General features: G+C 57.7%; 12 protein-coding genes and 2 tRNA genes. 1 reads left to right on the plus strand and 13 read right to left on the minus strand.

The window, feature by feature from the left end; genetic code table 11:
- Positions 1–79 precede the first annotated feature (79 nt).
- From AB4O41_RS12900 to rlmE, 8 genes are all read right to left on the minus strand, one after another.
- Positions 80–156, minus strand: a tRNA-Met gene (locus AB4O41_RS12900).
- A gap of 96 nt (positions 157–252) precedes the next feature.
- Positions 253–338: transfer RNA gene (locus tag AB4O41_RS12905), tRNA-Leu, on the minus strand.
- A gap of 21 nt (positions 339–359) precedes the next feature.
- Positions 360–743 carry a preprotein translocase subunit SecG gene (gene secG / locus AB4O41_RS12910; protein ID WP_017336473.1) on the minus strand — a complete coding sequence of 128 codons (384 nt, stop codon included), beginning with the start codon at positions 741–743 and terminating at the stop codon, positions 360–362.
- A 4-nt stretch (positions 744–747) separates the two neighbouring features.
- Positions 748–1503, minus strand: coding sequence for a triose-phosphate isomerase (gene tpiA, locus AB4O41_RS12915; RefSeq protein ID WP_460147980.1), 756 nt, complete (start codon positions 1501–1503; stop codon positions 748–750).
- Between the two features lie 66 nt (positions 1504–1569).
- Entirely contained in the window at positions 1570–2907 is a 1338-nt protein-coding gene (gene glmM, locus AB4O41_RS12920) for a phosphoglucosamine mutase (RefSeq protein WP_460147981.1), read from the minus strand.
- Positions 2908–2923: 16 nt separating this feature from the next.
- Entirely contained in the window at positions 2924–3775 is an 852-nt protein-coding gene (gene folP, locus AB4O41_RS12925) for a dihydropteroate synthase (protein ID WP_460147982.1), read from the minus strand.
- Between the two features lie 8 nt (positions 3776–3783).
- Complete coding sequence (gene ftsH / locus AB4O41_RS12930; protein WP_030128083.1) at positions 3784–5694, minus strand: ATP-dependent zinc metalloprotease FtsH; 1911 nt, start codon at positions 5692–5694, stop codon at positions 3784–3786.
- Between the two features lie 202 nt (positions 5695–5896).
- Complete coding sequence (rlmE, locus tag AB4O41_RS12935) at positions 5897–6526, minus strand: 23S rRNA (uridine(2552)-2'-O)-methyltransferase RlmE (protein ID WP_007900501.1); 630 nt, start codon at positions 6524–6526, stop codon at positions 5897–5899.
- 101 nt (positions 6527–6627) lie between these two features.
- On the opposite strand from rlmE, the gene AB4O41_RS12940 reads away from it, so the two are divergent.
- Positions 6628–6936 (plus strand): YhbY family RNA-binding protein, encoded by a 309-nt coding sequence (locus tag AB4O41_RS12940; RefSeq protein WP_008005472.1) that lies wholly within the window; start codon positions 6628–6630, stop codon positions 6934–6936.
- Positions 6937–6945: 9 nt separating this feature from the next.
- Here AB4O41_RS12940 and AB4O41_RS12945 read toward each other — a convergent pair whose 3' ends face one another.
- The 5 genes from AB4O41_RS12945 to dapB all read right to left on the minus strand — a co-directional run bounded on the left by AB4O41_RS12945 (position 6946) and on the right by dapB (position 13393).
- Positions 6946–7350: an MFS transporter gene (locus tag AB4O41_RS12945; protein ID WP_460147983.1), complete on the minus strand. Its 405-nt coding sequence runs from the start codon at positions 7348–7350 to the stop codon at positions 6946–6948.
- 28 nt (positions 7351–7378) lie between these two features.
- Complete coding sequence (greA, locus tag AB4O41_RS12950; protein WP_007942892.1) at positions 7379–7855, minus strand: transcription elongation factor GreA; 477 nt, start codon at positions 7853–7855, stop codon at positions 7379–7381.
- The gene (gene carB, locus AB4O41_RS12955) at positions 7852–11073 is read right to left on the minus strand and encodes a carbamoyl-phosphate synthase large subunit (RefSeq protein ID WP_038978902.1); all 3222 of its coding nucleotides are present in this window, start codon (positions 11071–11073) and stop codon (positions 7852–7854) included. The genes greA and carB overlap by 4 nt, the downstream gene beginning before the upstream one ends.
- Positions 11074–11190: 117 nt before the next feature.
- Entirely contained in the window at positions 11191–12327 is a 1137-nt protein-coding gene (gene carA / locus AB4O41_RS12960) for a glutamine-hydrolyzing carbamoyl-phosphate synthase small subunit (protein ID WP_008005476.1), read from the minus strand.
- Positions 12328–12586: 259 nt separating this feature from the next.
- Positions 12587–13393, minus strand: coding sequence for a 4-hydroxy-tetrahydrodipicolinate reductase (gene dapB / locus AB4O41_RS12965; protein ID WP_460147984.1), 807 nt, complete (start codon positions 13391–13393; stop codon positions 12587–12589).
- Positions 13394–13395 lie beyond the last annotated feature (2 nt).

Consider the following 13395-nt stretch of genomic DNA (forward strand, 5'->3'; position numbering starts at 1 on the left):
CCATCCTTGAAACGCCGTTGAACAGCGGCGTTGAAAGTGTCCAGCTAACAAAAAGCCCCTGAAAAGGGGCTCCTTAAACTGGTTGCGGGGGCCGGATTTGAACCGACGACCTTCGGGTTATGAGCCCGACGAGCTACCAGACTGCTCCACCCCGCGACAAAGCTGGGGCGGAAGTATACGACCGATCCCTAACAGGGTCAATGTAACCTTCCACCTACAAGAAAGCCCGCAACAGCGGGCTCTCCTGATAATTGGTACCGAGAAGGGGACTCGAACCCCTACACCCTATGGGCACAACCACCTCAAGGTTGCGTGTCTACCAATTCCACCACCTCGGCAATACTACGTTTGAAACCTTCTTACTTCTGCTCTTGAGCTGGAGGCACGTCAGTCGCTGGAGTAGCCGACTTTTGCTCTTGAAGCACCGGGACATCATCAGAAGCCGGTTGTTGCTTTGGAACTTCCAACACTGCTGGATTTGGCAAACCTACTTGAGTCAGCTGATGAGCCTTCTCTTTAGCAAAGTAACCTAACCCTAAGCTGGTTATGAAGAAACCGGCGGCAAGTATAGCAGTAAACTTACTAAGAAAGGTAGAGGAACCTTGGCTTCCGAACACAGTATTTGAAGCACCTGCTCCGAAAGACGCGCCAGCATCCGCACCTTTACCCTGCTGCAGCAAAACCAGAGCAACTACGCCCAATGCACCCAGCAGATGAAAAACGACTACGACTGTTTCCAGCATTTTTTCAGTTTCCCGCGGCGCGACAAATCGCACCGAACTCATCTGCATTCAGGGAAGCTCCACCAATGAGCCCCCCATCGATATCCGGCATGCCGAACAGTTCGACCGCATTGGCCGCCTTCACGCTGCCGCCGTATAGAAGCCGCACACCTTGCGCGACCTCAGAATTCTCTGCCGCCAACTGAGCGCGAATGGCTGCGTGCACATCCTGCGCTTGTTGCGGCGAAGCAGTCAGCCCGGTGCCAATGGCCCAGACCGGCTCGTAAGCGATTACTGCCTTTGCAAAGACACCAACACCCAGCCCCTCAATGATACTGCCCAGCTGACGCCCGACAACCTCAAGAGTTTTCCCGGCTTCGCGCTCTTCGAGGGTCTCCCCTACGCACAACACCGGGATCAAGCCACATGCCTGCGCCGCTGCGAACTTGCGAATCAGCATTCCATCCTGCTCGCCCATTACCTGGCGGCGTTCGGAGTGCCCGACAAGCACCAGGGAACAACCTGCATCCACCAACTGACTCGGCGCAATTTCACCGGTCAATGCACCTTGCATGGATTCCACTGCAGAGTTCTGCGCGCCGACCGAAATCGACTTGCCTTTCAAGCCATCAATCACTTGATTGATATGCAAGCAAGGCGGGAATACCGCAACATCAACACCGCTCGGCAAGGCCAGATGACTAAGGCCATTGATCAGCTCAGCGACGCTGGCGCGGGTACCGTGCATCTTCCAGTTACCAGCTACCATAGGGCGACGCATGCTGTACCTCGTCGGTCAAAGTGGGCGCAGATGTTACCCAACACAATCATGGCTGGCAAGCCGAAATCAGACAGAAACTTCAGTTACCAGTTTTGCCAGCTCTTCGGCGTAACCGCGAACCTGCGTTTCGTCCTCGCCTTCGACCATGACCCGCACCAGCGGCTCTGTCCCGGACTTGCGTAAGAGTACACGCCCACGACCGGCCATCGCCTGGGTCACACGATCACTGGCCTCTTTGACTGTCGGATGTTCGATCGGATTCGCACCACCACCAAACCGGACATTGATCAGCACCTGAGGGCATTTACGCAGCGCCTGACGGGACTGAGCCAGGCTTTCTACGCGCCTCTTCAGGGCCATCAACACCTGCAGCGCAGCAATGATCGCATCACCAGTGGTGGTGTGACTGAAGCACACAATGTGCCCCGAGTTTTCCCCACCCACCAGCCAATCGCGCTCCAGCAACTCGGAGATCACGTAACGGTCGCCAACGTTGGCGCGCACAAAAGGAATCGCCAGATCCGCCAGGGCCAACTCCAGCCCCAGGTTACTCATTAGCGTACCGACCACACCGCCCTGCAACTTGCCGCGCTCTTGCAGATCGCGAGCAATGATAAACAACAACTCGTCGCCGTCGACGACAGTGCCGGTGTGATCGACCATCTGGACCCGGTCACCGTCACCGTCAAAGGCAATACCCAAATCGGCGTGCTCGGCCAATACGGCAGCTTGCAGCGGTTCCATATGGGTCGAACCGCAATTTTCATTGATGTTCAGGCCATTAGGATGAGCAGAAAGCACAACGACATCAGCTCCCAGCTCACGGAACACGCTAGGCGCTACTTTATAGGTCGCACCGTGGGCACAGTCGATCACGATCTTCAACCCAGCGAAACTGGTGCCGGTCGGAACGCTGCTCTTGCAGAATTCGATATAACGACCCGAGGCATCGTTGATTCGCGACACTTTGCCGATTTTGCTCGACTCAACCACGGTCATCGGGGTATCGAGCAACTCTTCAATCATCAACTCGACTTCATCCGGAAGCTTGGTGCCCTTCCCGGAGAAAAATTTGATGCCGTTATCGTCATGAGGATTGTGCGAAGCGCTGATCACGATGCCGGCTTCGGCATGAAAAGTACGTGTCAGATAGGCGATGGCCGGCGTCGGCATCGGCCCCAGGAGCATCACATCAGCACCTGCCGAGGTCAGCCCGGCCTCAAGCGCCGATTCGAACATGTAACCGGATATCCGGGTGTCCTTGCCCACGAGCACCTTGCAGGCACCCATGCTGCGAAATGCCATGCCTGCCGCCCAGCCAAGCTTGAGCATGAAATCAGGAGTTATCGGGTATTGACCGACCCGACCACGAATGCCGTCGGTGCCAAAATATTTTTTGCTCATAAGTACTCCATCATTCTTATTCGGCTGATTCTACTGCAGCAATCATTCGCACTACGTCGACCGTTTCAGCCACATCATGGACGCGCAATATACGCGCCCCCTTGATTGAAGCCAGTGCCGCGAGCGCCAAACCGCCATGCAGGCGCTCTCCCACCGGCCGATTCAACGCTTGCCCAATCATGCTCTTTCGCGAAACCCCGACCAACAGGGGCCGCCCCAAGGCATGCAAGGCCTCCATGTGCTTAAACAAGCTCAAGTTGTGCTGCAAAGTTTTCGCGAAGCCGAACCCCGGATCGAGGATGATCCGCTCGACAGGGATGCCTACCGATGTACACTGAACCATGCGTTCTGCGAGAAACTCGCCGACCTCTTTCGTTACATCCTGGTACTGCGGATTGTCCTGCATGTCGCCCGGCTCACCGAGCATATGCATCAGACACACCGGCAAACCGGTGGCCGCTGCTGCATCCAGGGCTCCGTCTCGGCGCAACGAACGCACGTCATTGATCAAGCCCGCCCCCAGCCTTGCGGTTTCACGCATGACCGCTGGCGTGGATGTATCGACCGAGATAATCACATCGAGTTCACGACTGATACGCTCAACGATAGGCGCTACACGCTCGAGCTCTTCAAGCGGTGAAACCGCCCTGGCACCCGGTCGGGTCGATTCGCCACCAACGTCGATCAGCGTCGCGCCAGCCGCCACCATCGCCTCGGCGTGGCGCAGCGCCGCATCCAGCTGGCTGTATTGGCCGCCATCGGAAAAGGAGTCGGGAGTGACATTGAGAATGCCCATGACATGCGTCTGGGTCAAATCAAGAACCCGGTTGCCGCAAGGCAACCGGATTGAGGACTGAACAGAAGTCATTTCAAACCTTATACGTCAGCAGCCGGGCCACCGATTGGTGTTTCCGGACGCCCATCCTGCACCGCCGGAGGCGTGCCGGAAGTATCACTGCCGCCAGACCAGTCGCGAGGCTCGCGAGGCGCACGACCCGCCATGATGTCATCGATCTGATCAGCATCGATCGTCTCGTACTTCATCAAGGCATCCGCCATGGCATCAAGCTTGTCACGGTTATCCGTAAGGATCTGTTTGGCCGTGCCGTAGCACTGGTCAATGATGCTGCGTACTTCGGAGTCGATCAGCTTGGCTGTCTCGCCGGAGAAGCTGGCATGTTGACCACCGCCGCCACGACCGAGGAACACTTCGCCCTCTTCTTCGGCGTACATCAATGGGCCGAGTTTTTCCGACAAACCCCACTTGGTCACCATGTTCCGTGCGATCTGGCTGGCACGCATGATGTCGTTGGATGCTCCGGTGGTGACGCCGTCGAAACCCAGGGTCATTTCTTCAGCGATACGACCGCCGTACAGCGAGCAGATCTGACTGATCAGCGCACGCTTGGACAGGCTGTAGCGATCTTCTTCCGGCAGGAACATGGTCACACCGAGCGCACGACCGCGCGGGATGATCGACACCTTGTAGACCGGATCATGCTCAGGGACGACGCGACCGACGATAGCGTGGCCAGCTTCGTGATAAGCAGTGTTCTGCTTCTCTTTCTCGGACATGACCATGGATTTGCGCTCGGCACCCATCATGATCTTGTCTTTGGCCAGTTCGAACTCTTTCATCTCGACGATGCGCTTGCCGGCACGGGCTGCGAACAACGACGCCTCGTTCACCAGGTTAGCCAGGTCGGCACCGGAGAAACCAGGAGTACCACGCGCGATCACGGCCGGAGCGACGTCGTCACCCATTGGCACTTTGCGCATGTGGACTTTGAGAATCTGCTCGCGACCACGGATATCCGGCAGACCGACCACGACCTGACGGTCGAAACGGCCCGGACGCAGCAATGCAGGGTCGAGCACGTCGGGACGGTTGGTCGCTGCAATGACGATGATGCCGTCATTCATTTCGAAGCCGTCCATCTCTACCAGCAACTGGTTGAGAGTCTGTTCGCGCTCGTCATGACCGCCGCCCATGCCGGCACCACGGTGGCGACCGACGGCGTCGATTTCATCGATGAAGATGATGCATGGCGCGTGTTTCTTCGCCTGCTCAAACATGTCACGAACACGACTGGCACCGACACCGACGAACATTTCGACGAAATCGGAACCGGAAATAGTGAAGAACGGCACTTTGGCTTCGCCGGCAATCGCCTTGGCGATCAAGGTTTTACCAGTACCAGGAGGACCGACCATCAGCACGCCACGAGGAATGCGACCGCCCAAACGCTGGAACTTGCCCGGATCACGCAGGAATTCGACCAGCTCGCCAACTTCTTCCTTGGCTTCGTCGCAACCGGCAACGTCAGCCAAAGTGGTTTTTACCTGATCTTCGGAGAGCAGGCGCGCCTTGCTCTTGCCAAAGCTCATCGGCCCGCCCTTGCCGCCGGCACCGCCCTGCATCTGCCGCATGAAGAACATGAAGACAGCGATGATTACCAGGATCGGGAAGCTTGCGACCAGGAGTTGAGTCCAGATGCTTTGCTGCTCAGGCTGTTTGCCTTCAACTACCACGTGGTTATCCACGAGGTCGCCGATCAGGCCATTGTCCTGGATTGCCGGACGAATGGTCTTGAAGCTGTCGCCATCGTTGCGCTTGCCGGTAATCACGTAGCCATCAACCGCTACGCGCTCGACCTTGCCATCCTTGACCTGCTGGATGAAGTCGGAATAGTTGAGGGTCTGCGGCTCGTTAGGGCTGGAGAAGTTGTTCATCACCGTCACCAAGACAGCCGCGATGATCAACCACAGGATCAGATTCTTTGCCATATCGTTCAATTAACTACCCTCTGAAGCAAGCTCCGCTAATGGCGCGTGCTTCGCATGATATTCACCGGCCTAACTTACTACATTACCTACGGCTCTGGCAGGCGCCGTCTGTAACCCTTTGTGAAACACTTTCTACACAATATTCGCTAATGCTCACGGGGCGAAATACGAAAATCCTATCGACCCGCAAAAAAACCTCGATTTACTCACTACGGCCGCGGTAGCCCCAAGCCAGCATGTATTGCTCGCGGGAACTGCCACGGGAAGAGTCCGGCTTGATCATCTGGACCTTGTCGAATTTCTGACGAGCGTCCTTCACGTAAGCATCAAACCCTTCGCCCTGAAACACCTTGATCACGAAATTACCACCCGGCTTGAGTATTCGAGCCGCCAGATCAAGAGCCAGCTCACATAGAAACATGGCTTTTGGCATGTCCACCTCAGGCGTACCACTCATATTGGGGGCCATATCGGAAATCACAAGGTCCACCTGCGAATTACCCACGGCTTCAAGGATCTGAGCGAGCACTTCGTCCTGGGTGAAGTCACCCTGGATGAAAGTCACGTCCGGAATGCTGTCCATTTCCAGGATGTCCGAGGCGATCAGACGCCCCTGACCACCGATCAGCCGACTAGTGACCTGCGACCAGCCGCCGGGCGCCGCACCCAGGTCGACAACGCTCATACCCGGACGGATCAGCTTGTATTTCTCCTGGACCTCCAGAAGCTTGTAACTCGCACGCGAGCGGTAACCATCCTTCTGCGCCTGCTTCACATATGGATCATTGACATGTCTTTTCAGCCAACCAAGGCTTGTCTTGGAACGCGCCATTGGGCACCTCGATGATAAGGGTCGTGATTAATTGGGCGGATCCACGAACCCTCGGGTAAAATGGCCGCCATTTTACAGAATCCAGACTAAAGGGTCAGATTATGCCGCTCACTCAAGAGCAGAAGAAACAGTACAAATCCATTGGCCACCATCTGAAACCAGTTTTGACTGTGGCTGACAACGGTTTGACTGAAGGTGTGTTAGCCGAACTTGAACGCGCTTTGGCGGATCACGAGCTGATTAAAATCAAGCTCAACATCCTCGATCGCGAGTCGCGCCTGGCGAACATTGCAGAACTGTGCAAGGTAGGCAAAGCGGACCTGGTTCAGGTCATCGGCAAGATGGCATTGATTTACCGCAAGAACTTCAGCGTCAACAAGCAGCTGTCGAACGTCCATCGCTTCAAGTGATGACAAGGGTCAAGGGTGTGCTTCGCGCACCCCGCCACTCCACCCAGGCACCGGCTGCATCACCAGCACCAGCCCGGAAAATCCCAGAACAAGATAACTGAACAACTGCCAATGCGCCGCGTGCGGCCAGCCGACGTGGACCGCGAAATACATCGCACCCCCATACAGCGCCATCATCAGCAGTTGCCCACGAATATCGCGCCATAGACTGGCAAGGCCCTTGGCCTGAACCAGCACCAAAGCCTGAAAACCCACACACGCCGTGGCAAATCCCACCATCAGCGTATTCAGCATGCCTGCAATTTCGTCAATCAGCAGCGGCGCCAGGCCTATTCGACCCAGCACCGGCAGCAGACCGATGTGCAACAGCCACAGACCGCCAACCCACAACATTTGGGTCAGCTGCCAAAGCATGGCGCCCGCACGTAGCGGGCGCCTTCTTTCAGAGGTGGCGAACTTCGACAATCTCATACTCGATAACGCCACCCGGCGTTTTCACGGCGACCACATCACCCTCTTCCTTTGCAATCAAGGCGCGGGCCAGTGGCGAACCCACCGAAATCTTGCCGAGTTTGAAGTCAGCCTCATCCTCACCCACGATGTGGTAAGTGACGCGTTCATCAGTCTCGACGTTGGCAATTTCAACGGTGGTGCCGAAAATCACTTTGCCGGTATGAGGAATGGTCGTGACATCGATGATGACCTGATTCTGAATCCGGCCTTCAATGTCACGAATCCGCGCCTCGACCATACCCTGCTGCTCGCGAGCAGCGTGGTATTCGGCGTTTTCCTTCAAATCACCCAACTCGCGGGCCGTACCGATGTCCTGGCTGAGCTTCGGACGGACGACCTTGGTCAGGTGAGCGTGCTCTTCTTCCAGGGCTTTCGCGCCCTGGACGGTCATTGGGTATTTGATCATGCCTTCAATCCTGCGTGTAGATCCTGCAAGCGGCGCACGGTCTTCTCGGGACCGAACTTCAGTGCTTCGCAGATAGCTTCGCCAGCAGCAATGGTAGTGGTGCAGTAGATCTTGTGCTGCAAGGCATTACGACGAATGGAGTAGGAATCGGCGATCGACTGGCGACCTTCGGTGGTGTTGATGATCAGGGTGACTTCGTCGTTCTTGATCATGTCGACCACGTGCGGACGACCCTCGGTCACCTTGTTCACACGACGCACTTTCAGGCCTGCGGCTTCGATCAGCTTGGCAGTACCGGCAGTGGCGACCACTTCGAAGCCCAAGTTGATCAGATCACGGGCCACGCCTGCAACCAGTGGCTTGTCATCGTCGCGCACGCTGATGAACGCGGTACCGCCAGTCGGCAGCACTTCGCTGGCGCCCATCTGGGCTTTGGCAAAGGCTTCGCCGAAGGTGTCGCCCACGCCCATCACTTCACCGGTGGACTTCATCTCTGGGCCCAGGATCGGGTCCACGCCAGGGAATTTGGCGAATGGGAACACCGCCTCTTTCACGCTGTAGAAGTTCGGAATGATTTCTTTGGTGAAGCCGATTTCCTTCAGGGTTTTACCGGCCATCACGCGAGCCGCGATCATTGCCAGGGAAACACCGATGCACTTGGACACGAACGGAACAGTACGGGAAGCGCGCGGGTTGACTTCGATGACGTAGATGTCTTCGCCTTGCAGCGCCAACTGAACGTTCATCAGGCCGACAACGCCCAGTTCCAGGGCCATTTTCTTGACCTGTTCGCGCATCTCGTCCTGGATGTGAGCAGGCAGCGAGTACGGCGGCAGGGAGCACGCGGAGTCACCGGAGTGAACGCCGGCCTGCTCGATGTGCTGCATGATCGCGCCGATCACCACGTCGGTGCCGTCGCAGACCGCATCCACGTCCATTTCGATCGCGCAATTGAGGAAGTGGTCCAGCAGCACCGGGCTGTCGTTGGACACTTTCACTGCATCACGCAGATAGCGCTTGAGTTCTTCTTCTTCGTAGACGATTTCCATCGCGCGGCCGCCCAGCACATAGGACGGGCGAACCACCAGCGGGTAACCGATCTTGGCGGCGGCACGAATTGCTTCGTCTTCGCTGCGCACGGTGGCGTTTGGCGGCTGACGCAGGTTCAGACGCTCAACCATTTGCTGGAAGCGCTCACGGTCTTCGGCACGGTCGATGGCGTCAGGGCTGGTGCCAATGATTGGCACGCCGGCTTCTTCCAGGGCACGCGCCAGTTTCAACGGAGTCTGGCCGCCGTACTGGACGATGACGCCTTTCGGCTTCTCGACACGGACGATTTCCAGTACGTCTTCCAGGGTCACTGGTTCGAAGTACAGACGATCGGAGGTGTCGTAGTCGGTGGAAACGGTTTCCGGGTTGCAGTTGACCATGATGGTCTCGTAACCGTCTTCGCGCAGGGCCAGTGCCGCGTGTACGCAGCAATAGTCGAACTCGATGCCCTGGCCGATACGGTTTGGACCGCCGCCGAGGATCATGATCTTGTCGCGGCCCGACGGAGCGGCTTCGCACTCTTCCTCGTACGTCGAGTAGAGGTAAGCGGTGTCGGTGGCGAACTCGGCCGCGCAGGTGTCAACGCGCTTGTAGACCGGGAAGATTTCCAGCTTGTGACGGTGGCGACGCAGAGCCTTCTCGGTCACGCCCAGCAGCTTGGCCAGACGCATGTCGGAGAAGCCTTTGCGCTTGAGGCGGAACATCAAGTCGTGGTCGATGCTGGCCAGACCCAGGGTCTTGACCTTCTCTTCTTCCTTGATCAGATCTTCGATCTGCACCAGGAACCACGGATCGATCATGTTCATGCCGAAGATATCTTCGACCGACAGGCCGGCGCGGAACGCGTCAGCGACGTACCAGATACGCTCGGCGCCCGGCACGGTCAGCTCGCGCTTGAGGATGCTCATGCTTTCCGGGTTGCTCAGGTCGAGCTTCTCGTCCAGGCCGCAAACGCCCACTTCCAGACCGCGCAGGGCTTTCTGCAGGGACTCCTGGAAGGTCCGGCCGATGGCCATGACTTCACCGACCGACTTCATTTGAGTGGTCAGGCGTGCGTCGGCTTTCGGGAATTTCTCGAAGGCGAAGCGTGGCAGCTTGGTGACGACGTAGTCGATGGACGGCTCGAAGGATGCAGGAGTAGCGCCGCCGGTGATTTCGTTCTGCAGCTCGTCCAGGGTGTAGCCGATCGCCAGTTTGGCAGCGATACGCGCAATCGGGAAACCAGTGGCTTTCGAGGCCAGTGCCGAAGAGCGGGATACACGCGGGTTCATCTCGATCACGACCATACGGCCGGTGTCCGGGCAGATACCAAACTGAACGTTGGAGCCGCCGGTTTCCACACCGATCTCACGCAGTACCGCCAACGAGGCGTTACGCATGATCTGGTATTCCTTGTCCGTCAGGGTTTGTGCCGGAGCAACAGTGATCGAGTCACCGGTGTGCACGCCCATCGGATCGAAGTTTTCGATGGAGCAGACGATGATGCAGTTGTCCTTCTTATCGCGAACAACCTCCATCTCGTACTCTTTCCAGCCGATCAGCGATTCGTCGATCAGCAGCTCTTTGGTCGGCGACAGGTCCAGACCGCGGGCGCAGATTTCTTCGAACTCTTCACGGTTGTAAGCGATACCGCCACCGGTGCCGCCCATGGTGAAGGACGGACGAATGATACACGGGAAGCCCAGGCGCTCAAGAACCGCGTTGGCTTCTTCCATGCTGTGGGCGATACCCGAACGCGGGCAGTCCAGGCCGATGGATTTCATCGCCTTGTCGAAGCGCGAACGGTCTTCGGCCTTGTCGATGGTGTCAGCGTTGGCGCCGATCATTTCTACGCCGAACTTCTCCAGAACGCCTTCGCGCTCCAGGTCCAGGGCGCAGTTCAGAGCAGTCTGGCCGCCCATGGTCGGCAGCAGTGCGTCCGGACGCTCTTTCTCGATGATCTTGGCAACGGTCTGCCATTTGATCGGCTCGATGTACGTGGCGTCGGCCATGTCCGGATCGGTCATGATCGTCGCCGGGTTGGAGTTCACCAGGATGACGCGGTAACCCTCCTCGCGCAGGGCTTTACAGGCCTGGGCGCCGGAGTAGTCGAATTCGCAGGCCTGGCCGATCACGATCGGGCCAGCGCCGAGAATCAGGATGCTTTTAATGTCTGTACGTTTTGGCATGGGTTGTCACTCAAATCCGCAGGTCAGTCGGCAAGCCGTCTTGTTCAATCTCTGAAGCCTTGAGGGGGCCACCGGTTTCGGGACCGCCCTCAGGCTTCGCTACATCAGGGCGAGCGATTAGCGTCGCTTGGCCATTTCGTTGATGAAGCGATCAAACAGTGGCGCTACGTCGTTCGGGCCAGGGCTGGCTTCAGGGTGACCCTGGAAGCTGAAGGCGCTCTTGTCGGTACGCTCGATGCCTTGCAGGGTGCCGTCGAACAGCGATTTGTGGATCGCCCGAACGTTACCTGGCAGGGTCGCTTCGTCTACCGCAAAACCGTGGTTCTGGCTGGTGATCATCACCACACCGCTGTCCAGATCCTGGACCGGGTGGTTGGCACCGTGGTGGCCGTGACCCATTTTCAGGGTCTTGGCGCCGGAGGCCAGAGCCAACAGCTGGTGACCGAGGCAGATGCCGAACACCGGAATTTCGGTTTCAAGCACATCCTTGATTGCCTGGATCGCGTAGTCGCATGGCTCAGGGTCGCCCGGGCCGTTGGACAGGAACACGCCGTCAGGTTTCAGTGCCAGCGCTTCGGCGGCCGGCGTCTGTGCAGGCACCACGGTCACGCGGCAACCGCGCTCGACCAGCATGCGCAGGATGTTCAGCTTGACGCCGTAGTCGTAGGCCACCACGTGGTATGGCAGCTCGGAGGCTTCCAGAGTCGCGTGGCTGTCGGTTTTCAGATCCCAGACCGTCGAGCGCCACTCGTACTTCTCTTTGGTGCTGACGACTTTTGCCAGGTCCATGCCTTTGAGGCCAGGGAAACCCTGAGCGGCGGCGATGGCGGCTTCTTCGGAAATGTTGTCACCGGCCATGATGCAGCCGTTCTGCGCGCCTTTCTCACGCAGGATGCGTGTCAGGCGGCGAGTGTCGATACCGGCGATTGCCACCACATTGTTGGCTTTCAGGTAGTCGGACAGTGACATCGTGTTGCGCCAGTTGCTCGCAACCAGTGGCAGGTCACGAATGACCAGGCCAGCGGACCAGACGCGGTCGGACTCGGCGTCTTCCGGCGTAGTGCCGGTATTGCCGATGTGCGGGTACGTCAGGGTAACGATCTGTTGGGCGTAGGAAGGATCGGTAAGGATTTCCTGATAGCCGGTCATTGCGGTGTTGAACACCACCTCACCAACGGTTTGACCGTCGGCTCCAATGGCTTCGCCGCGAAAAATGCTGCCATCAGCAAGGGCGAGTATGGCTGGCTTAGTCAAGAAGACCTCCCGTAAATAAAGCCTGAAAGGGCGATCGCAGGTTGTAAAAAAGCGGAGTGACGTATGGACACGTCACCCCGCTTCTTCACCGAATTATTCTGCGCGCTTTTAGTGGACACACTAAAGCTGTAGCTTACAGAAAAAGGCATTTTTGGTCTACCGCCAATGAGCCTTAAAGGCCGGAGAATGCGACAGGACGTCGCCGGGCGGAATAAAACCGGGTCCAAACGCTGAGTTTGAACCCGATTTCGGGCATATCTTACCGCAGGTCGAGCACGTCTTGCATGTCGTAAAGGCCTGGCTCACGACCATCCAGCCACAAAGCTGCACGTACCGCGCCCTTGGCGAAGGTCATGCGACTGGATGCCTTGTGAGTAATCTCAAGTCGCTCGCCCTCACAGGCGAACAGCACCGTATGATCACCGACAACATCACCACCGCGAACAGTCGCGAAGCCGATCGTTTCACGCTCGCGCACACCGGTGTGACCTTCACGACCATAAACCGCAACCTTCTGCAGATCACGATCCAGTGCATTGGCGATCACTTCGCCCATGCGCAGAGCCGTGCCTGAAGGCGCATCGATCTTGTGCCGATGATGGGCTTCGATAATTTCGATATCAGCGTCATCGCCCAGCACACGAGCCGCCATGTCGAGCAGCTTCAGCGACAGGTTTACACCGACACTGAAATTGGCCGCGAACACAATCGCAATATCTTCGCTCGCCTCGACCAGCAACTGCTTCTGCGCGGCGTCCAATCCCGTGGTGCCGATTACCATGGCCTTGCCCGCCTTGCGACAGAACGCCAGATTGCTCAGCATGACTTCCGGGAGCGTGAAGTCGATCAACACATCGAACTCATCGGCCACCGCATCCAGCTTACCGGACAGCGGCACACCGATTCGGCCCAACGATGCCAACTCACCGGCATCCACGCCAATCAGCGTGCTGCCGGGGCGCACAATGGCTGCCGTCAGGCCAGTCAGCGGCGCGCGCTGCTGCACCGCCTCAACCAGAATCTTGCCCATGCGCCCGGCAGCGCCCATCACAGCTATACGTCGCATGC

The organism is Pseudomonas sp. S2_A02, from assembly GCF_054668495.1.